General features: G+C 66.8%; 20 protein-coding genes. 7 read left to right on the top strand and 13 right to left on the bottom strand.

The genetic code is table 11. The features are described 5' to 3' along the window. The first annotated feature begins 1 nt into the window (after position 1). Complete coding sequence (locus ACFZAI_RS21460) at positions 2-295, top strand: hypothetical protein (RefSeq protein ID WP_391568808.1); 294 nt, start codon at positions 2-4, stop codon at positions 293-295. A gap of 54 nt (positions 296-349) precedes the next feature. On the opposite strand, the gene ACFZAI_RS21455 is transcribed toward ACFZAI_RS21460, so the two are convergent. Then, on the bottom strand, positions 350-1,573 hold the full coding sequence (locus ACFZAI_RS21455) for an MFS transporter (protein WP_391568807.1): 1,224 nt from the start codon (positions 1,571-1,573) through the stop codon (positions 350-352). Positions 1,574-1,689: 116 nt separating this feature from the next. Here ACFZAI_RS21455 and ACFZAI_RS21450 point away from each other — a divergent pair, with 116 nt between their 5' ends. Beyond that, the gene (locus ACFZAI_RS21450; protein WP_391568806.1) at positions 1,690-2,145 is read left to right on the top strand and encodes a winged helix-turn-helix transcriptional regulator; all 456 of its coding nucleotides are present in this window, start codon (positions 1,690-1,692) and stop codon (positions 2,143-2,145) included. Here the strand turns inward: ACFZAI_RS21450 and ACFZAI_RS21445 are convergent. The 4 genes from ACFZAI_RS21445 to ACFZAI_RS21430 all read right to left on the bottom strand — a co-directional run bounded on the left by ACFZAI_RS21445 (position 2,142) and on the right by ACFZAI_RS21430 (position 5,756). Next, positions 2,142-3,113, bottom strand: a complete 972-nt coding sequence (locus ACFZAI_RS21445) for a pyridoxamine 5'-phosphate oxidase family protein (protein ID WP_391568805.1) — start codon at positions 3,111-3,113, stop codon at positions 2,142-2,144. The genes ACFZAI_RS21450 and ACFZAI_RS21445 overlap by 4 nt on opposite strands. Before the next feature lie 82 nt (positions 3,114-3,195). Further along, complete coding sequence (locus tag ACFZAI_RS21440; RefSeq protein WP_391568804.1) at positions 3,196-3,825, bottom strand: glutathione S-transferase family protein; 630 nt, start codon at positions 3,823-3,825, stop codon at positions 3,196-3,198. 110 nt (positions 3,826-3,935) lie between these two features. Next, on the bottom strand, positions 3,936-4,841 hold the full coding sequence (locus tag ACFZAI_RS21435) for a LysR family transcriptional regulator (RefSeq protein WP_391568803.1): 906 nt from the start codon (positions 4,839-4,841) through the stop codon (positions 3,936-3,938). Between the two features lie 24 nt (positions 4,842-4,865). Further along, the gene (locus ACFZAI_RS21430) at positions 4,866-5,756 is read right to left on the bottom strand and encodes a LysR substrate-binding domain-containing protein (RefSeq protein ID WP_391568802.1); all 891 of its coding nucleotides are present in this window, start codon (positions 5,754-5,756) and stop codon (positions 4,866-4,868) included. A gap of 123 nt (positions 5,757-5,879) precedes the next feature. Between ACFZAI_RS21430 and ACFZAI_RS21425 the strand changes: the two genes are divergently transcribed. Then, a complete protein-coding gene (locus ACFZAI_RS21425) occupies positions 5,880-7,175 on the top strand; it encodes an MFS transporter (protein WP_391568801.1) in 1,296 nt (431 codons plus the stop codon). On the opposite strand, the gene ACFZAI_RS21420 is transcribed toward ACFZAI_RS21425, so the two are convergent. Then, positions 7,132-8,028 (bottom strand): LysR substrate-binding domain-containing protein, encoded by an 897-nt coding sequence (locus ACFZAI_RS21420; RefSeq protein ID WP_391568800.1) that lies wholly within the window; start codon positions 8,026-8,028, stop codon positions 7,132-7,134. The two genes, ACFZAI_RS21425 and ACFZAI_RS21420, sit on opposite strands and share 44 nt — an antisense overlap. A gap of 233 nt (positions 8,029-8,261) precedes the next feature. Here ACFZAI_RS21420 and ACFZAI_RS21415 point away from each other — a divergent pair, with 233 nt between their 5' ends. After that, positions 8,262-8,936: a flavodoxin family protein gene (locus ACFZAI_RS21415; RefSeq protein ID WP_391568799.1), complete on the top strand. Its 675-nt coding sequence runs from the start codon at positions 8,262-8,264 to the stop codon at positions 8,934-8,936. Here the strand turns inward: ACFZAI_RS21415 and ACFZAI_RS21410 are convergent. The 7 genes from ACFZAI_RS21410 to ACFZAI_RS21380 form a co-directional block, all read right to left on the bottom strand. Continuing rightward, the gene (locus ACFZAI_RS21410) at positions 8,876-9,811 is read right to left on the bottom strand and encodes an AraC family transcriptional regulator (RefSeq protein WP_391568798.1); all 936 of its coding nucleotides are present in this window, start codon (positions 9,809-9,811) and stop codon (positions 8,876-8,878) included. The two genes, ACFZAI_RS21415 and ACFZAI_RS21410, sit on opposite strands and share 61 nt — an antisense overlap. A gap of 18 nt (positions 9,812-9,829) precedes the next feature. Continuing rightward, entirely contained in the window at positions 9,830-10,900 is a 1,071-nt protein-coding gene (locus ACFZAI_RS21405) for a proline dehydrogenase family protein (RefSeq protein ID WP_391568797.1), read from the bottom strand. A gap of 172 nt (positions 10,901-11,072) precedes the next feature. Beyond that, positions 11,073-11,999, bottom strand: coding sequence for a DMT family transporter (locus tag ACFZAI_RS21400; protein ID WP_391568796.1), 927 nt, complete (start codon positions 11,997-11,999; stop codon positions 11,073-11,075). A gap of 154 nt (positions 12,000-12,153) precedes the next feature. Beyond that, positions 12,154-13,401: a D-amino acid dehydrogenase gene (locus ACFZAI_RS21395; protein WP_391568795.1), complete on the bottom strand. Its 1,248-nt coding sequence runs from the start codon at positions 13,399-13,401 to the stop codon at positions 12,154-12,156. A 106-nt stretch (positions 13,402-13,507) separates the two neighbouring features. After that, positions 13,508-13,945, bottom strand: coding sequence for an Rrf2 family transcriptional regulator (locus tag ACFZAI_RS21390; RefSeq protein ID WP_054422257.1), 438 nt, complete (start codon positions 13,943-13,945; stop codon positions 13,508-13,510). 100 nt (positions 13,946-14,045) lie between these two features. Continuing rightward, a complete protein-coding gene (gene hmpA, locus ACFZAI_RS21385; protein ID WP_391568794.1) occupies positions 14,046-15,263 on the bottom strand; it encodes an NO-inducible flavohemoprotein in 1,218 nt (405 codons plus the stop codon). Between the two features lie 107 nt (positions 15,264-15,370). After that, a complete protein-coding gene (locus ACFZAI_RS21380; RefSeq protein WP_391568793.1) occupies positions 15,371-15,997 on the bottom strand; it encodes a 4'-phosphopantetheinyl transferase family protein in 627 nt (208 codons plus the stop codon). Between the two features lie 134 nt (positions 15,998-16,131). Between ACFZAI_RS21380 and ACFZAI_RS21375 the strand changes: the two genes are divergently transcribed. From ACFZAI_RS21375 to ACFZAI_RS21365, 3 genes are read left to right on the top strand one after another with little or no spacing between them, the layout of a single operon-like run. Further along, a complete protein-coding gene (locus ACFZAI_RS21375) occupies positions 16,132-16,914 on the top strand; it encodes a beta-ketoacyl synthase chain length factor (protein ID WP_391568792.1) in 783 nt (260 codons plus the stop codon). Further along, positions 16,911-17,750: a lysophospholipid acyltransferase family protein gene (locus tag ACFZAI_RS21370; protein WP_391568791.1), complete on the top strand. Its 840-nt coding sequence runs from the start codon at positions 16,911-16,913 to the stop codon at positions 17,748-17,750. Before ACFZAI_RS21375 ends, ACFZAI_RS21370 begins: the two co-directional genes overlap by 4 nt. Positions 17,751-17,755: 5 nt before the next feature. Continuing rightward, entirely contained in the window at positions 17,756-18,016 is a 261-nt protein-coding gene (locus tag ACFZAI_RS21365; RefSeq protein WP_054422262.1) for a phosphopantetheine-binding protein, read from the top strand. The last annotated feature ends 15 nt before the right edge of the window (positions 18,017-18,031 follow it).

Genomic DNA, 18,031 nt, shown 5'->3' with positions numbered 1-18,031 from the left:
CATGATTCAACTGCTGATACACGCGCCCACGCCCGCCTCGCTGGACCGCGCCCGCCGCAACGCCGCGAACCTTAAAAAAGCTGACCCACAAGCCCGGGTGGAGATCGTGGCCAACGCTGGCGCCGTGGCCGCCGCGCTGGCCGAACCGCATGCCACGGACGAACATCTGGTGCTGTGCCAGAACACGCTGACCGCAACCGGCGCCGAGGCCCCGGCGCAGGTGCAAACGGTGCCGGCGGCGGTGCTGCATATTGCGCAGCGTCAAGCGGACGGCTGGGCGTATATGCGGGCTTGAAGGATGGGCTTGAAGGATGGGCTTGAACTACGGGCTTGAAATCACGAGCGTAATTCAGCACCGCAACGGCTGCGATACCTTGCGCGGCAAGGTCGCCACCCAGAACAGCAGCGCCGCCGCGCTGATGCCCGCGCCCAGCGCACACACCCCCAGCCAGCCCGCGCGCGCATACACCGCCGTGGAGGCAATGCCGCCCAGCCCGCTGCCCACCGCGTAAAACATCATGTAGGCCCCGACCAGGCGGCTGTGCGCCTGCGCGCTGATGCTGAAGATCATCGTCTGATTGGTCACGTGCAACGCTTGCAGCGCCACGTCCAGAATCAGCACACCCAGCGCCAGCGCCCACAGGCTGTGGTCCAGCAACGCAATGGGCGCCCACGCCAGGCAAAGCAGCAACAGGCCCGCGCCCGTGGTGCGCTGCGCGAACCCGCTATCAGCCCAGCGCCCGGCCCGCGCCGCCATCAACACGCCCAACACGCCGACCAGCCCGAACGCACCAATCGCCGTGTGCGACAAGCCATGCGGCGGCACGCTCAACGGCAACACCAGCGCCGTCCAGAATGCGCTGATGGCCGCAAACATCAGCAAGGCGATCATGCCGCGCACGCGCAGCACCGGTTCGGTGGCCAGCAACGTGTACAGCGAACGCAGCAGCGCCCAGTACGACAGGTTCGCCGTGGGCAAGCGGCGTTGCGGCAGGCGGCGCATCAGCACCCCCGCCAGCACGGCGGCCACCAGCGCCGACACCACATACACCGCCCGCCACCCCGCGGCATCCGCCACCACGCCCGCCACCGTGCGCGCCAGCAGCAAACCAATCACCACCCCGCCCTGCGCCGCGCCCACGACACGCCCGCGCTCACCGGGCGCGGCCAACGCGGCGGACAGCGCCAGCAAGCCCTGCGTCATCGCCGTGCCCAGCAAGCCCAGCGCCACCATGCCGGCCAGCAGCCAGGGCGTGTTGGACGACAGCGCCACCGCCAGCAACGCCAGCACCAGCAGGCCCAATTGCCCGATCATCAAGCGGCGCCGGTCCAACAAATCCCCCAGCGGCACGACGAACAGCAAGGCCAGCGCGCAGCCCAATTGCGTGGCGGTGACTACAACGCCCACCGCGCCCTCGTCCAGCGCGAACTCGCGGCCGATGGCATCCAGCAAAGGCTGCGCGTAATAGACGTTGGCCACGCTCAACGCGCAAGCCACGGCCAGCAGCAACACCGTCGACGTGGGCAGACGGGCGTCGGATTCCCCCCTTGCAGGGTCAGATTGCGGCAGCATCAGGTTTCCTCTTGTGGTTTTATTACGAAACCAGAATGCTAGATCTTAAGGTTTTATAATGCAACCGTTATGTCCGATGCGCAGTCCCCCGTCTTCTACTTGCTTAAGGGTTCGACATGGTCAAACGCACCAGCCTTGAAGGCGCCGCCTGTCCGGTGGCGCGTTCCTTAGACGCGATCGGCGACTGGTGGTCGCTGTTGATCGTGCGCGATGCGTTTGATGGGTTGCGCCGCTTTGGTGAATTCCAGAAAAGCCTGGGCGTGGCCAAAAACATTCTGAGCGACCGGCTGCGCACGCTGGTCGCTCACGGCATTCTTGCCGTGGCTCCCGCGTCGGACGGCAGCGCCTACCAGGAATACGTGCTCACGGACAAAGGCCGCGCGCTGTTCCCCGTCATCGTGGGCCTGCGTCAATGGGGCGAAGACCATTACTACGGCCCGTCAGAAGCCCACTCCACCTTGATCGACCGCAAGCGCGGCCAGCCGGTGCGCCGCCTGGAAATCCGCGCGCAAGACGGACGCTTGCTGGAACCGGACGACACGCTGGTGCAGAAAACGGCGCAGGGCGTTTAAGCCGCTGGCGGCCACCCCCCCGTCCCCAACGCCGTTGGCGAGTACGCGTCGAATTTCCACCGCAGCGCCAACGCGCCGGGCCGCCGGACTACGCGTTGCACCTCCACACGCCAGAGCCGTTCCGCGCCGGCGAAGGTGTCGATCTCGGGGCTGTCCAACACCACTTCCGCGCGGCCCGACACTTGCAGGATGTCACCCCGTTCAAAGTCGACGAAGAGGAGGCCCGCACGCGGGTTCGCCACGATGTTGCCCAGCGTGTTGAAGAACCGGTTGCCTGAAAAATCGGGAATGGTCAGCACGTTGCCGTCCACCCGCACGAAGCCCGGCTTGCCGCCCCGGTGCGACACATCCACCGAGCGGCCGCCGCTTGCGTCGTCGTCAACATAGGTCGCCACGAAGAACGTGTCGGACGCCTGGATCAGCGCGCGGGCGGCGTCGTCCAGCTGCGCTTTCTCTTGCGGTGCGGCGGCGAATCGCAATGCGGGCGAGCGCGAAAAATAAAACTCGCGCGACTGGATGTACTGCGGGCAATTGCCGAAGGACTGCGCCACCGCCACGTCGAAACGCTTGCCGTCCCAGGCCGCGATGCGGCCATTCATGCGATTGCGCCGGCGGGTGTGCAGTTCGATGCCCAGCAGGCCGACTGACTTGCCCTGCGCCAGGCCGGCTCGCAGCGGGTCGTCGGCATCCGGCACGGCCGCCACGCGCAGCAGGTGGGGGTCTGGCGACATCGCAAACCCCGGCTGGCCTTCCAGCACGCCGGCCCAGGGGTCGCCCTGCTCGTCCACCGTTCCCATCACCAGAAACGGCAGCTGCGCGAAGAACGCGCGGTGCTGGTCCGGCATGTAGTCGCGCAGCAGCTTGGGGCCAATCTGCGCCATGCGCTCGGCCATGCCAACGTGCGCATGCAGCGCGCGTTCGCCGGCATGCCAGGGCGAGGTATCAGGGTGGGATTCAGCGGGGATCATGATGCGTTCCTTGCCGGGGGTGACAGCGTTCAAGCCGTCTAAACGTGTTCAGCCGATGAAGGCGATGACGGCGACTACCCATTCAAGCCGCTTGCAAGCCGGCCGCCGTGCGCGCCATGGGCACGAAGCGCGGCAAGGACTCGATGCGGGCAAGCCAGTTGCGGATGTTCGGATACCCCGTCAGCGCCACATTGCCTTCGGGCGCATGCGACACATAGGTGTAGCAGGCCACGTCCGCGATGGTCGGGGCGTCGCCCGCCAGGAAGTCGCGGCGGCTGAGTTCGCTGTCCATCACCGCCAGCAAGGCATGCGCGCGCGCCAGCGTGGCGTCGGCATCGAACGCCGCGCCGAATACGGTGATGAGCCGCGCGGCGGCGGGTCCGCTGGCCAAGGGGCCGGCCGCCACCGACAGCCAGCGCTGCACCGTGGCCGCCCCCACGGCGTCTTCGGGCAACCACGCAGCGCCGCCGTAGCGCTTGGTCAGGTAGACGAGGATGGCGTTGGAATCCGCCACCACGGTGCCGTTATCGTCAATCACCGGCACCTGGCCGAAGGCGTTTAGCGCCAGAAATTCGGGGCGCTTCTGTTCGGCCTGGCGCAGGTCGACGTCAACGCAGCGATGCGGCACGTCAAGCAAAGACAACATCAGTGCAACGCGATGCGCGTGGCCAGACAAGGGGAAGCTGTAGAAGGTCAACGGAGCGGCAGACATGGCGAAGTTCCAAATGGATTAGCGATGCCTGCATCTTGAGCCGATGCGCTCCGGCCGTGAACCGCCAGCGGCGGCAAGACACTATTACAGAAACTGAAAGAACGCGCGGCCTATACCGGCAGCGCCGCCAGATCCCGGCGCAAGGCCTCCACGCAGAACTCCACAAAGCTGCGCACCTTGGCCGAGCTGCGCCGGCCTTCGGGGTACACCACATGCACCGGCATGGGCGGCGCTTCGAATTCGCGCAGCACCACTTGCAAGGCGCCGCTTTGCAGGTGGCCGGCCACTTGATACGACACCACCTGCGTCAGCCCCCAGCCTTCGCACGCGGCCAGCACGGCGGCCTGAAACGACGTGACCGTCAGCTGCGATTCCATGCTCAGGCGGTGCAGTTCGCCGTCTTGCATGAAGCGCCATTGCGCGCTGCGCCCTTCCATGGCGGCGGTGATCGTGCAGCGCCGTTGCAACGCTTCCAGATCTTCCGGCACACCGTGTTCGCGCAGGAATTCGGGCGACGCGCAGACCACGCGGCGCACCTGCCCCACCGGCACCGCCGTCAATGACGAATCCGGCAAGGGGCCGATGCGCACGGCCACGTCCACGCCCTCGTCCATCAAATTCACCACGCGGTCAACAAGCAAGGTGCGCACCGACACTTCGCGATGCGCGCGCAAGTAGCCCAGCACCGCCGGCATCACGTGCAGCTCGCCAAAGAGCGCGGGCGCGGTGATGTGCAGCGCGCCACGCGGGGCGGCCATGACGCCGGCGGCGGCGTCGTCGGCTTGCTCGACCTCATCCAGAATGCGGCGGCAGTCGGCGGCATAGCGCTGGCCCGCTTCGGTCAGACGCAAGCTGCGCGTGGTGCGCACCAGCAGCAACGCGCCCAGCCGCCGTTCAAGCGCCGCCACGCTGCGCGTCACCGTCGGCGCCGACATGGCCAGACGCCGGGCGGCGGCGGCGAAGCTTTGCGCGTCGGCCACGGCCAGGAACACGGTCATTTCATGGAATCGATTCATGGTGGGGTCTCGGTGTTGCGCGGCCTACAGGCGGGCGGCGCTGTCCTGGATGCACTGGCGAACGATATCGCCTAACGCGGCCGCGACGGGATCGGGCTGCGCCTGGCTGCGATACAGCGATAGCGCGATGGATGGCAGCGCCGGCAACGCGTGCTCGCCCGGGGCCAAGGCGCGCACCGCTGCGGGCAACCCAAGCGGGGTGCGCACCGTCACCCCCAGGCCCGCCGCCACCGCCGCCCACAACCCCGCCAGACTGGGGCTGGTGTAGACCGCACGCCACGGCTGATTGGCGCGGTCCAACGCGCCCGTCGCGCAGCTGCGAAACAGGCAAGGCGCTTCGAAGGCCACCAGCGGCACCTCGCCCGCGTCATCCCGCAGCGACGCGGACGCGGGTTGTGCGGGGCCGATCCAGCGCATCGGCAAGTCCAGCAAATGCTGCGCATGCGGCACCCGCGCGTCGTGATCCCAGGCCAGCGCCAGATCCAACTGGCCGAGCGCAATGCGTTCCAGCAAATCCGTGTTGCGCGCGACCCGCGCTTCGATCCTGACTTTCGGGTGCGCCCGCGCAAATTGCCCCAACACCTGAGGCAGCAGCATTTCGCCGAAGTCTTCCTGCAAACCCAGGCGCACGATGCCTTGCAGCTCAACGCCGCGCACGGCGCGCGCCGCCTGATCGTTCAAGTCCAGCAATCGGCGGGCGTACGCCAGCATCGTTTCCCCGGCGTCGGTCAACGCCAGGCCACGCCCTTCTTTGCGCAGCAGCGGCACGCCGGCCTGTTCTTCCAGCTTCTTCATCTGAGCGCTGACCGCCGACGTCGACCGGCCCAGCCGATCCGCCGCCCGCCCGAAGCTGCCCAAGTCCACGCCTGCGACGAAGCTGCGCAGCACGTCCAGGTCGAAGGTGATCTGCCGCATGGTGGTCCTAAATGAATAGTCCTGATTTTCAAAACTATCTAATCAATATTTCCTGATTTTCAGAACGATAGCAGAGGCGCAGACTGGCCGGGTCCTTTTTTGATTTGTCTGCTGGAGCCTTGCATGCCTATCACCCCTGACCCCGCCGAACGCCCCGCCCACCGCTGGAAAGTGCTGGCCGTGGGCGTGGCCGCCAACGCCGCCTTCTCCGCCGCCGCCGCGGGTTTGCCGACCACCGCCGTGTTCATGCGCGCGGGCTACCGGCTGGACAACGATCAACTGGGCCTGGCATTGGGCCTGATGGGCCTGGGCGTAGCGCTGTTCGAGCTGCCCTGGGGCTTGCTGACCGACCGCTGGGGCGACCGCCCGGTGCTGCTGACCGGCCTGGGCGCCACCGCCGCGGCGTTGGCATGGATGAGCCTGTACGCCGCCCCGGCCGGCGCCGACGTGCCTGGCTTGTGGCTGCTGGCGCTGGGCCTGTTGCTGGTGGGCATGCTGGGCGGCAGCGTCAACGGCGCCAGTGGCCGCGCGGTGATGGCCTGGTTCGACGAAGGCGAACGCGGCCTGGCGATGAGCATCCGGCAAACCGCGGTGCCGTTGGGCGGTGGGCTGGGCGCGTTATTGCTGCCGTGGCTGGCGGCGCACGCCGGCTTCGCGGCGGTGTACGGCGTGCTGGCGGGGATGTGCGCCACGGCCGCCCTGCTTGCCGTCTGCTGGCTGCGCGATCCGGCAAAGCCAGGCAGCGTAGCGCCGTCTCATCACTCGTCCACCGCCACGCCGTTACGCGATGCGCGCGTCTGGCGGGCGGCCATCGCCATCGGGGTGATGTGCTGCCCGCAATTTGCCGTGCTGACCTTCGCCACCGTCTTCCTTCACGACTTCAGCCACGCCGGTATCGGCACGTTGACGGCGGTGATGGTGGCCGTGCAGCTGGGTGCAATGGTGGCGCGCATTGCCGCGGGCCGGTGGACCGACCGCCATGGCAACCGGCGCGCCTTTCTGCGCCGCTGCGTGCAGTTGAGCTTTGTATTGTTTGCCGCGCTGGGCGCGTTGGCCTGGGCCATCACCGACACCGCATCGGCGCCGTTGGCCGTGATGGCAGTGGCGTGCCTGCTGGCGGCGGCGGGCATCTGCGCGTCGGCCTGGCATGGGGTGGCGTACACGGAACTGGCAACGCTGGCGGGCGCGCAACGCGCAGGCACGGCGCTGGGCATGGCCAATAGCTGCGTCTACCTGGGTCTGTTCCTGACGCCGCTTGCCATTGCGCATGGCGTTGCGGCAAGTTCGTGGCCCTTGGTTTGGGCGGTGGCGGGCCTGTGCATGCTGGCCGCGCTGCCCTTGCTGCCCCGGCCAGCCGCGCCGGCCCGGCCGCGCGTTACGCCTGAAATTCCTGGTTCAGCCAGCCCAGAAACGCTTTGACCGGCGGATGGCGTTCACGGCCCGGCGCGCACAGCGCGGTGTAGGCCGAACCCGGCACCTGCACGTCGGGCCGCACAGCGGCCAAGGTGCCCGCGCCGACGCTGTCCGACACCATCACGGAACTGGCCAGCACCAGCCCCTGCCCGGCAATGGCCGCCTGCAACGCGTAGTGCTCTTCCGCATAGGCATGCAGGGCCGAGGGCTTGCGCCAGGCGGGCAAGCCGGCGGCGCCGCACCATGCCTGCCAGCCCTGTTCGTACAGCTCCGAATCCCGCCAGCGCACGGTCACCAACGCCGGCGCGCGATGTGCGCTGCGCTTGCCCATGTGGGCAAGCAACGCTGGCGCGCCGTAGACGCCAAACCACTCCTGTAATACGCAGACGGTGTGCAGCGCCGGATACGTGTGCGCGCTGTAGCGCACGGCCACGTCCACGCTGGCGTCTTGCAGCAGATCCACCGGCTCGGCGCTGGCATTCAGATTCAGCTGGTACTGCGGAAAGGCCTGATAGAAGCGGCCAAGTCTGGGCACCAGCCACAAGGCTGCAAACGAATGCGTGGTGGATACCGTCAACGCCCCGGATGCGGGCGCGGGCCGCAGCGCGTCCAGCGTCTGCGCAATGTCCAGCAAGCCGCCATGCACGCTGACAAACAGGCGCGCGCCCTTGTCCGTCAGCCGCACACCGCGCGGCACCCGGTCAAACAGCGCGCATCCCGCCTGGCGCTCCAGCGCCTTGATCTGATGCGATACCGCCGTGGGTGTGACCGACAGCTCGGCCGCCGCCAGCTTGAAGCTGCGCAGCCGGGCGGCCGCTTCAAAGGCGCGCAAGGCGGTAACGGGTAATGAGGCGAACATGGCTCGGCTGATGCGGATGAATGTGCAGATGAATGTGCAGATGAATGTGCAGATGAATAGTGCTGCTGAATAGTGCAGATAAATTATGCAGATGAAATGAATTCATCTTAATCAAGGAATCGTCATTTGTCGCGGGGAGCCAGACTTTCTACATTGGGACATCGATAGCGATCCATCGACATCAAGCCCTTCTCCCCCATCACGGCACCCCGTCAGCAAACAAGGATATCGACATGAATTCACCTCATCAATCAAAGCGCCTGCTCATCCTGGTGGGCAGCCCCCGCAAAGACGGCAATAGCGCGGCATTAGGCGCGGCCGCACAACGCGGCGCCCAGGCGGCCGGCACCGCAGCCAGCCTATTGTTCCTGGACGATTACATCCAGGGTTTCCTGCCCGATCTGCGGCAACGGCCCGTGCCCGCCGACCGATACGACGAACTATTCCTGGAACATTTTCTGCCTGCGGACGGCGTGTTGTTCTGCACGCCGATCTACTGGTACGGGATGTCGGCGCAGACCAAGGCGTTCTTCGACCGCTCGTTCAGCCACTACGCGGGCGCGGGGCCAGAGCCGGAACGGGTCAAGGCGCGCATGACGGGCAAGCGGCTGGGGCTGGCGGTGGCGTCCGAGGAAACCTACCCCGGCGCGGCGTTGGGCATCGTGCATCAATTGCAGGAATTTTCCCGTTATACCCATTCGGACTTTGTTGGCTACGTGCATGGTGCGGGCAACAATCGCGGTGAAATTGCGGCCGACCCGCGCCAGCCGCTGCTGGCAGCCGAGCAATTGGGCGCGTCGTTCTTTGAACGGAAGTATTCAGACTACCGCGTGGAAACGCCCCGCCCTCACAACGTCTGGGAACCGGCCGCGCCCGCGCGCAGCAACACGCCGGGCGTGCTGCCGTAAACCTGTTTGAAGACGCGGGTCAGGTGGGCTTGATCCGCGAAACCCACCGCGTGCGCCGCCTGCGCCAGCGGCAAGCCATCGCGTAGCAAGACGCGGGCGCGCGCCACCCGCCAATTGCGCAGCCACGCCTGCGGCGGCAGACCATAGCGGCGCGCGAATTGTTTGACGAGCGTGGTGCGATGGCGGCTCTGCGCGCGCGCCAAGGCTTCCAAGTCTGGCGCGCAAGCGGGATCGGCGGCCATGCGCTCGCGCAGCAGTGCGCACACGTCGGACGCATCCGACGGCGCAGCGTGTGGCAGATCGCCACCATTGGGCGCACCCGAAGGCGCGGCGCGTGGCAGATCGCCCACGTTGGGCGCATCCGAAGGCGCGGCCTGTGGCACATCCCCAACGTTGGGCGCATCCGATGCTGCGCCGGGCAGTTGGGCGTGGGCCGCCAACAGGCTGAATAACGCGGCCGAGAGCCGCTTGCCACGCTCTGCGCCGGCCATCACGTCCGGCGCCAACGCGGCCAGCCACTGCGCACACAAAGCGGGCGCGCTGATTACCGGCCCGGCCAGCCGCGCATCACCGTCGAACAAGGCGCGCGCATGGTCGTTGAACCAGTCGGCGTCGATATACGCCATGCGGTACGCCAGCGGCGCGGCCGAGGTGCCGCCGGTGTGGACCTGGCCGGGCGCGATCACCACCAGATCGCCCTCGCCGGCCACATGAGCTTGCCCATGCACGGTGAAGGAGCAGCGCCCCTGTTCGATGGCGCCAATGGACCAGGCGTCGTGAAAGTGCGGCGCGTAGCGGTACGCGCGCAGATCGGCGATCAGCACGTCGCCGGGCAGGCCCGCGCCGCAATGCCAGATGTGTTGGGAAACCGCCATGAAACCGCCATCTTGGGGCTAGCTGAAATAGTGGCCGTCGGAGCTCAGCGACCAGGCCAGCAGCCACGCGTTACGAGGATTTTCTCCCACCCGGCGGATGGCGTAGGGCCACCAATCGGCGCCAAAGGGAAGATAGACCCTGACGTTATAGCCCAAGCCGCGCAGGGCCAGTTGCCAGTCGGGGCGCACGCCGTAGAGCATCTCGAATTCGAACGCGTCCGGCGCCCATCCGCGCTCACGCGCCAGCGTCATGATGGCGCCCGCCAAGCGGTCGTCATGCGTGCCGAAGACGGGGTAGAAGCCAGACTCGCGGGCCTCGCGCGACAACATGATGCCGGCCGCGTCCAGATAGGCTTGATCGATGCGCGCGCGGCCTGCGTGGTCGAGCGCGCGCTCGGGGAAGGCCCCCTTGACCAGACGCAGCGACGTGCGCTGCCGGATGGCCCAGGCCAGGTCTTCCGGCGTGCGGCGGCGGCGCGCCTGCAAGGTCAGCCCGGCGGGCAGCCCGGCTTCCAGCAAGGTACGATGCAGCGCGCAGGTGCGGTCGCGGATGCCGGAGTCTTCCATGTCCAACACGACCCAATGGCGGGCGGCGCCAGCGGCGGGGGAAGCGGGCACACTGGCTGCCATACGAGCCGCTATACGAGCCGCAATACGAGCAGGCGCATCAGCCGCTGCATCAGCCGCCCCCCCCGCCACCGCCGCACTGGCCGCCGCACTAGCCGCCACCCCAATACGCCGCGCGTTTTCCGTGCCCAGCGCATCGCTTGCCATGAAGCCGATGGCGGTGGGGTCGATGGAGACATGCACATCCAGGCCCGCCGCGCCCAATGCGCGGCACGCATCGATGGTTTGCGACACGTTGTGCTCGATCGCGACCGGGTCGGCCACGTACTCACCCAGGTAGAAGAGTGATGCGCGGATGCCATGCGCGTCGCGCAGCCGCAAGGCGGTCTGAACGGCGGCATCGACGTCCGCCCCGCCCACAAAGCGGCGCGCCAGTGACGTCCGGGCCGCCATCGCCCGCATCGTACGGCCCATCAGGGGGCTGCGCGCGAGCGCGATGGTGGTTCTTTGAAAAATGCTCATGGGTGCTCCCGCTAGAGAGCACCACTATGACGGGCTGGCGGGCGTCCGTATTGAACGCCCGTGAATCGGGCGCCCGGCGAATCGGGACACGCGTGAGGCGGGACGCGCGTGAAGCCGGGCGCGCGTGAGGCGGGACGCACGGAAATCGGAACACCCCGCGGCTCAGCCGCGGCTATCGCGCCGCAGGCACATTTCCCCCGGCCTGCGGCGCGGCCGGCGTGCGGCCAAACAGCGGGCGTTGCACCGTCTGCGCCAACAGCACGCCCGCCAAGGTCACCGCGCCGCCCAGCAAGTGATAGCCGTGCAGTTGCTCGCGCAGCATCAGGAAGGCCGCCAGCGCCGTGAACAGCGGCAGCAGGTTGATGAAGATGCTGCAACGGTTGGGACCCAGGCGGTGCACGCCTTCAATCCACAGATACGACAGCAGCACTGACGAGAAAATGCCCGCGTAAAGAATGAGCGGAATGGTGTTCACATCCAGCGCGGCCTGCGCCGCCGGCACGCGCAGATACAGCGGCAGCATGTAGATCAGCGCAAAAATCGATTGCACGAACGTGGACTGCCAGGCCGGGACCGGCACCTTCCAATGACGCAGCAGCACGCCGTACAGCGCGTAAGACAAGGCGGCCAGCAGCATCAGGCCGTCGCCCACATGGATGCCGTGCTGAAACACGCTGAGCATGTCGCCCTGCCCCACCAGGTACAGCAGCCCCAGAAACGACATCACGCCGCCCGCCGCCATTCCCAGCGTCAGCGGATCGCGCAGGATCACGACGCTGAGCAGCATGCTCAGCAACGGAATCAGCGCCGTCAGGATGGCCATGTTGGTCGCGGTGGTGGTTTCGGCCGCGCGATACGACAGCGCCTGAAACACCGCCGACGACAGCGCGCCGTACAGCGCCAGCTTGGGCCAGTGGCGCAGAATGACCTTGCGGTTGCGCCAGGCCGGCCGGGCCGTGAACAGGCCCATCAGAAACAGTGCCAGCACCAGGCGGTAAAAGGTGATGGCGGTGGGCGAGATGGCGCTGGCGGCCATCTTCGACACGATGACATTGCCCGCCCAGAACAGAATGGCGAACAAGGGGAACAAATAGGACATGATGCGTACGCTCGCAGGAAGGGGATCGGACCCGCCCGCGTTCAACGTGCGTCAGCGCGTTGGCGCGGGGGACGATCGCTATCCTATTGAGCGGCGTTCAGCCCGTCTCCCGATGAAATGGCACGGACTATCGCAAAATGGACACCCCTGGGACTCAGGGCCTGAACGGCGCCGGGTCCAAGGGCAATTCCACGCCGGCCATCTGGGCCGTCAACAACGCCGCGCTGCCGCAGGCCAAAGTGAAGCCCAGCGCGCCCTGGCCAACGTTCAGCCACAGGTTGTCTGCCGCGCCGCTGCGCCCGATCAGCGGCTTGCCGGTGGGCGTGGCCGGGCGCAGGCCCGCCCAGGGAATGGCCTGGCGCAGATCCAGCGATGGGAACGCTTCCAGCACCTGTTCTTTCAGCAAAGCCACACGCGCAGGGTCGATGTCGGCGTTGGCGCTGCCGATATCCACCATGGCCGCAATCCGCAGCACGCCGCCCACGCGCGCATAAACGATTCGGCGCTCGTAGTCCGTCACGCTGATGCGCGGCGCGACCGTCTCGTCATCAGCCAGGGGAACGCTCAGGCTATAGCCCTTCAGCGGATACAGCGGCACGTCCTGCCCCAGCGGCTTGAGCAAGTGGCGCGTGCCGATGCCGGTGGCCAGCACAACGGCATCCGCGCCGATATCGCCGTTGCGCGTGTTCACGGCCACGATGCGCCGGCCCTCGCGCTGCAAGCCCGACACCGGGTTCGACATGGCGCATTCCACATTGCCCATGGCTTGCAGGCGGTCGAACAAGGCTTCGGTGAACTGGCGGCAATCGCCCGCTTCTTCGCTGGGCGTGTAGATGGCGCCCGCCAGCTTGCTGCCCATGGCGGCCAGCGCCGGCTCCATGGCCAGCGTTTGTGCGGCGTCCAGCACCTGTTGTTCGGCGCCATGCCCCGCCTGATACGCCACCAGCGCACGCGCCTTGTCGAGCAAGGCCGGGCTGCGATACGCGATCAGCTTGCCGTTTTTCAGATGCCCAAACGCCAGGTCTTCCTGCGCCAGCAGCGTATGCATGACGTCGCGGCTGAGATAGGACAGCCCCAGCAATTGCGCGGTGGACGCCTTGGCCACCGATGCGCGGCACGCCAGCGCAAATTGCAGGCACCAGCGCCACTGATGCAGATCCATCCGGGGCCGGAACCGCAGCGGGGAATCGTGGCGCAGCAGCCAGCCCGGCACGCTGGGCAGCACGCCAGGGCCGGCCAGCGGCGCCACATAGCTATAGCTGAGCTGGCCGCCGTTGGCGTAGCTGGACACCTCGGCCGGACGCGCCTGGCTGTCCACCAGCACCACGTCGTGCCCCTGGCGCGCCAGGAAATAGGCGGATGTCACGCCGACGACGCCCGCACCGATCACGCAAACGCGCATACCTATATCCAAGAAAACGGGAAGTTGCCGCTATTCTGAAACGCGCGCCGCCCGCCCGGCAAATGCCAAACGCCGCAGCATCCATAACAAAACATCATGTGCCGGCTCAGGCGGCGCGGTGCAGCTTGATGATGGCGGCGGCGGTCGGGTCGCGCACCAGATCGGCCAGCGTGTAGCCGTTAAGCGCGTCGTAGAAGGCGTTCAGGGTCTGCGCCAGCACGCCGGCCAGACGGCAGGCGCCGTCCAGTGCACAGGGCGGTTCGCGGCAATCGATCAGTGGCCCTTGCTGTTCCAGTTCGCGGATCAGGTCGCCCACGCGGTAATCGCAGGGCGGGCGCGCCAGGCTCATGCCCCCGCCCTTGCCGCGCGACGTGCTGACCCAGCCCCGCTGCGACATGAAGTGCACGACTTTGACCAGGTGATTGCGCGACACGGCGAACCGTTCCGCGATTTCGGGAATGGTCACGGCGGCGGGCCGGTCGCGGCATTGCGTCAGGTACATCAGGACGCGCAGGCCGAAGTCAGTGAATCGGGTCAGTTGCATGGGAGGCTTGGCAGGGGCGCGGCGGGGTGGCGGTCAGCCCGGGCGGGCAGTTCGGGCGGGCAGTTCGGGTCAGGCCGATCAGCCCGCCAGGATACACCGCTCAGGCGGGCGCGCCTCCGGTGCCGAAGGCCTCGGCGTGAATGCGGTCGGCGGCAACCCCCAGTTCCAGCAAGGCTTCGCGCTGCGCCTGCATGAAGGGCGCCGGGCCGCACAGGTAGTAGTCGGCGCCGGCCACGATGGCGTGATCGCGGATGGCGTGCAAGTCCACGCGGCCCGCGTGGTCGTAGTCGCGCCCCGGCTCGTCGTCGTGGCCGATTTCCTCGTAGAACACGGCCTTTTGCACGTTGCCGCGTTCGGCGGCGATGCGGTTCACGTGGTCTTTCATGGCATGCACCGAACGGTTGCGACAGCCGTGCACAAAGCGAATCTGGCGCGCGTCGTTCGTCTTGACCAGATGATTCAGCATCGACACCATCGGCGTCAGCCCCACGCCGCCACTTAGCAGCACCACCGGCGCGTCGCCGTCTGGCTTCAGATAAAAATCCCCTTGCGGCGGCGCCACGTCCAGCACGCCGCCCTCTTCCAGACGGTCATGCAAGGCGTTGGACACGCGCCCGGCCGGCGTCTGCGCGCCCGCGGCTTCGCGCTTGACCGAAATGCGCAGCCGGTCTTGCCCCGGCGCGTCCGACAAGCTGTATTGGCGCGGCTGCATCAAGCCGAGTTCCGGCACGTAGACGCGCACGGACACATACTGGCCGGGCTGATAAGCCGGCACGGCGCCGCCATCGGCCGGGGCCAGGTAGAACGACGTGATCTCGGCGCTTTCGGGCTGCTTGCCCACCACGCGGAAGGCGCGCCACCCCGTCCAGCCGCCCGGTTTGTTCGCCGACTCGGCGTACAGGCGCGCCTCTTCGGCGATCAGCAGATCGGCCAATTGCCCATACGCGGCGGCCCAGGCGTCCACCAGTTCGTCGGTGGCGGCCTCGCCCAGCACTTCGCGGATGGACGCCAGCAAATGCTTGCCCACGATGGCGTAGTGCTCGGGCCGGATGCCCAGGCTGACGTGCTTGTGCACGATCCGCGTCACCACCGGCATCAGCACTGAGGGATCGTCAATATGCTCCGCATAGGCCGTGACCGCGCCCGCCAGCGCGTGCTGCTGCTGGCCGCCGGCCTGATGGCCTTGATTGAAGATGTGCTTGAGCTCGGGATTGTGCTCGAACATGCGCGCATAGAAATGGCGCGTCAGCGCCACGCCATGGGTCTGGAGTACGGGGGCCGTGGCTTTGACCAGCGCGCGGATTTGGGGGCTCAACATCTGCTGCTCCTTGGATTGCGATCGTGCTCGCTCTTAAACATATATTCATAATACATCTTTAAGAACCAACGGCAAAACGCCCGTCGCGCCGGCTCAAACCCCTACTTTCAGGAAGACCAGATGCCCAGTTGTGTCAGCGCGGGCAAGCCGCAATCAGCCACCGGACGCCACAGCGGAAACGTCGCGTCACCATCTGGCGCCCGCCACACCGCCGACGCCATCCATTGCGTTCCTACGCGCCAGCTGCACGCGCGCCACGCGCCTGCCGGCGCGCGCAGCCGCAAGCGGCCTTGCGCATCCGCTTCCAGGCCCACCGCGGCCATGTCCGCCGGAAAGTCCAGCCCGGCAGCCTTGATGAACGCTTCTTTCACTGTCCACAGCAGATAGAACCGTTCCGCTTGCGCGTTGCCCGTCAACGCGGACAGCGCCGCCGCCTCTTGCGGGGAACACACCCAGTCCGCCAACTGGAGAAAGTCGCGCGGGCGCAGACGTTCCAAGTCCACCCCCAGCGCCCAGCCCGCAGGCGCCCGGCCACACAGGGCATGGCCATGGCTGTGGCTAAGAGACGTCACACCGGATACGGAATGGGATTGCCTGACGGCGTGCAGCAGCACACGGCTGACCTGCCAGTCTGCGATTGCCCGGGGCGTGACGCGGGGGGGCCGGCGGGCGTCCTCGGGCGACAGATCGTTCACTTGATAGTGAGCGGCGGCGCTTTGGTCCGCCCAATACATGAATAGTTCCTGAACTTCCACGGGAATAAGTAACTAATTATTGGACGAAAATCCCGCACCCACAGGTGATACGGAATACTACGTAACCATCAAAAACAAAATCCAGGCGCGCGGCCATAGTAGAATCGCGCGCTATGTTGACGTTCTCAATCGCGCAATGGCAAGGTTGGGCGCAAGGAATTGACTCCCCCGCTGACTGGTTACAGTGGGCCGAACATCCTTACTGCCCCCTTGGTGAACAACGCGCGCCCCGCCTCGACTTTCTGCCGCCCATGCAGCGCCGCCGGCTCAGCCCGCTGGCCCGCGCGGTGTTCGAGTGCGCCTGGCCGTTAGCCGCAGAACGCCCCCCCATGCCGCTGGTGTTCGCCTCGCGCCATGGGGAAACCACGCGTAATTTCGGTTTGCTGCAAGCGCTGGCGGCCGATGAACCGCTGTCGCCCACGGCATTCGGCTTGTCGGTGCACAACGCCATTGCCGCGCAGTGGTCGATCATACGCCGCGAAACCACCGAATCCATCGCGCTTTCCGTGGAAGACGACGGGCTGGAACACGCCTTCCTGGAAGCCGCCATGCTGTTTGGCGAGGGGCATGAAGACGTGCTGGTGGTGCTGGCCGAAGAACGCCCGCCCGCGCCCTACGCCCCCTGGATCGACGACGCGCCTTATACCTACGCCGCGGCGTTTCACCTGCGTCCGGGCACGGACTGGACGCTGGCGGCATCCTCCAAAACCGCGGCTGAATCGTTGGGCAATGCGTCGGCCAATGGGTCGGCCAATGTATCGGCCAATGCATCGGCCAACGCATCGCCCCCCGCCTGGCCCAACCCCTTGAATCTGCTGCGCCATCTGACGCTACGCACGCCCACGTGGCGGCACGCGAATGACGCCCGCTGCTGGACCTGGACCCGTACTGCATGACTAGCACCACGCAACCCCGCCAGGATTTCTGGCTTTGGCGCCTGGTCGCCACCGGCATGGCGTTCACGATGTTCGGCCTGGGCGGCGTGCTGCTGCGCGTGCTGGTCTTTCCGCCGCAGCGGCTCTTGCCGGGCGACAAACTTGACCGACAGCGCCGCGCTCGCTGGGCGCTGAACGGCACGTTCCGGCTGTTCATCCGGTTCATGGTCCGCGTGGGCATTCTGACGGTGGAGTTCAAGGGCGCGGAACGCCTGGGCAAGCCAGGCCAGATGATTCTGGCGAACCACCCGTCGCTGCTTGATGTGGTGTTCCTGGTGGGCCACGTCAAGAACGCCAACTGCATCGTCAAGCACGGGCTGGCCACCAACCCCTTCACGCGCGGCCCCGTCGCCAACGCCGGCTACATCACCAACGATGAAAGCTTCGACATGTTCGACCGCGCCGCCGACGTGCTGCGCAACGGCGAAACGCTGATCGTCTTTCCCGAAGGCACGCGCACGCCGCCGGACGCCTTGCCCCAGTTTCACCGGGGCGCCTGCGCCATTGCGCTGCGCGGCGCGCGGGTCGTCACGCCCGTCGTCATCCAGATGAACCCGCGCAGCCTGACCAAAGGCGAACCCTGGTACCGCATTCCGGCGCGCCGGATGCGTTACGTGATTCAGGTTGGCGAAGATATTGATCCGGCCGTCTGGAGCAGCGCGCACCCGCTGCCGGCGGCGGGACGCAAGATGAATGCCTGGCTGCATGCCTATTTCGAAGCCGAACTGGCGCGCACCGCGCCGGCCGGCGCTCTCATGAACGAACACGCCACCCCTGACGGTGGCAGCGGAGTCTAAGCGGGATGAATGAATTGGAACTTGAGCTGAAAACGCTCGTCATCGAATCGTTGGGGCTGGAAGACATCACGCCCGACGATATCGCCTCCGACGCCCCGCTCTTTGGTGATGGCCTGGGCCTGGACTCGGTAGATGCCCTGGAACTGGGCCTGGCGCTGCAAAAGCGCTACAGCATCACCATCGACCCTGAAACGCGCAACATGCGCGAACACTTCACCAGCATCAATAGCCTTGCGGCCTTTGTCACCGCGCAACGGCGCGATTAACGCATACGGAGTCCA

It is taken from the genome of Achromobacter sp. NPDC008082, assembly GCF_042957345.1.
Lineage (GTDB): Bacteria > Pseudomonadota > Gammaproteobacteria > Burkholderiales > Burkholderiaceae_B > Achromobacter > Achromobacter kerstersii_A.
Note: the sequence above shows the minus strand (reverse complement) of the source record. Positions and strands in the feature narration are given on the sequence as shown.

What these genes read in the sequence shown, in the direction of transcription:
- ACFZAI_RS21410 (WP_391568798.1), bottom strand. Translation starts at nt 9,811, where the DNA reads ATGGCGGTTTCCCAACACATCTGGCATTGCGGCGCGGGCCTGCCCGGC.
- ACFZAI_RS21425 (WP_391568801.1), top strand. Translation starts at nt 5,880, where the DNA reads ATGCCTATCACCCCTGACCCCGCCGAACGCCCCGCCCACCGCTGGAAA.
- ACFZAI_RS21430 (WP_391568802.1), bottom strand. Translation starts at nt 5,756, where the DNA reads ATGCGGCAGATCACCTTCGACCTGGACGTGCTGCGCAGCTTCGTCGCA.
- ACFZAI_RS21370 (WP_391568791.1), top strand. Translation starts at nt 16,911, where the DNA reads ATGACTAGCACCACGCAACCCCGCCAGGATTTCTGGCTTTGGCGCCTG.
- ACFZAI_RS21445 (WP_391568805.1), bottom strand. Translation starts at nt 3,113, where the DNA reads ATGATCCCCGCTGAATCCCACCCTGATACCTCGCCCTGGCATGCCGGC.
- ACFZAI_RS21365 (WP_054422262.1), top strand. Translation starts at nt 17,756, where the DNA reads ATGAATGAATTGGAACTTGAGCTGAAAACGCTCGTCATCGAATCGTTG.
- ACFZAI_RS21455 (WP_391568807.1), bottom strand. Translation starts at nt 1,573, where the DNA reads ATGCTGCCGCAATCTGACCCTGCAAGGGGGGAATCCGACGCCCGTCTG.
- ACFZAI_RS21440 (WP_391568804.1), bottom strand. Translation starts at nt 3,825, where the DNA reads ATGTCTGCCGCTCCGTTGACCTTCTACAGCTTCCCCTTGTCTGGCCAC.
- ACFZAI_RS21450 (WP_391568806.1), top strand. Translation starts at nt 1,690, where the DNA reads ATGGTCAAACGCACCAGCCTTGAAGGCGCCGCCTGTCCGGTGGCGCGT.
- ACFZAI_RS21405 (WP_391568797.1), bottom strand. Translation starts at nt 10,900, where the DNA reads ATGAGCATTTTTCAAAGAACCACCATCGCGCTCGCGCGCAGCCCCCTG.
- ACFZAI_RS21400 (WP_391568796.1), bottom strand. Translation starts at nt 11,999, where the DNA reads ATGTCCTATTTGTTCCCCTTGTTCGCCATTCTGTTCTGGGCGGGCAAT.
- ACFZAI_RS21460 (WP_391568808.1), top strand. Translation starts at nt 2, where the DNA reads ATGATTCAACTGCTGATACACGCGCCCACGCCCGCCTCGCTGGACCGC.
- ACFZAI_RS21420 (WP_391568800.1), bottom strand. Translation starts at nt 8,028, where the DNA reads ATGTTCGCCTCATTACCCGTTACCGCCTTGCGCGCCTTTGAAGCGGCC.
- hmpA (WP_391568794.1), bottom strand. Translation starts at nt 15,263, where the DNA reads ATGTTGAGCCCCCAAATCCGCGCGCTGGTCAAAGCCACGGCCCCCGTA.
- ACFZAI_RS21415 (WP_391568799.1), top strand. Translation starts at nt 8,262, where the DNA reads ATGAATTCACCTCATCAATCAAAGCGCCTGCTCATCCTGGTGGGCAGC.
- ACFZAI_RS21395 (WP_391568795.1), bottom strand. Translation starts at nt 13,401, where the DNA reads ATGCGCGTTTGCGTGATCGGTGCGGGCGTCGTCGGCGTGACATCCGCC.
- ACFZAI_RS21375 (WP_391568792.1), top strand. Translation starts at nt 16,132, where the DNA reads ATGTTGACGTTCTCAATCGCGCAATGGCAAGGTTGGGCGCAAGGAATT.
- ACFZAI_RS21390 (WP_054422257.1), bottom strand. Translation starts at nt 13,945, where the DNA reads ATGCAACTGACCCGATTCACTGACTTCGGCCTGCGCGTCCTGATGTAC.
- ACFZAI_RS21435 (WP_391568803.1), bottom strand. Translation starts at nt 4,841, where the DNA reads ATGAATCGATTCCATGAAATGACCGTGTTCCTGGCCGTGGCCGACGCG.
- ACFZAI_RS21380 (WP_391568793.1), bottom strand. Translation starts at nt 15,997, where the DNA reads ATGTATTGGGCGGACCAAAGCGCCGCCGCTCACTATCAAGTGAACGAT.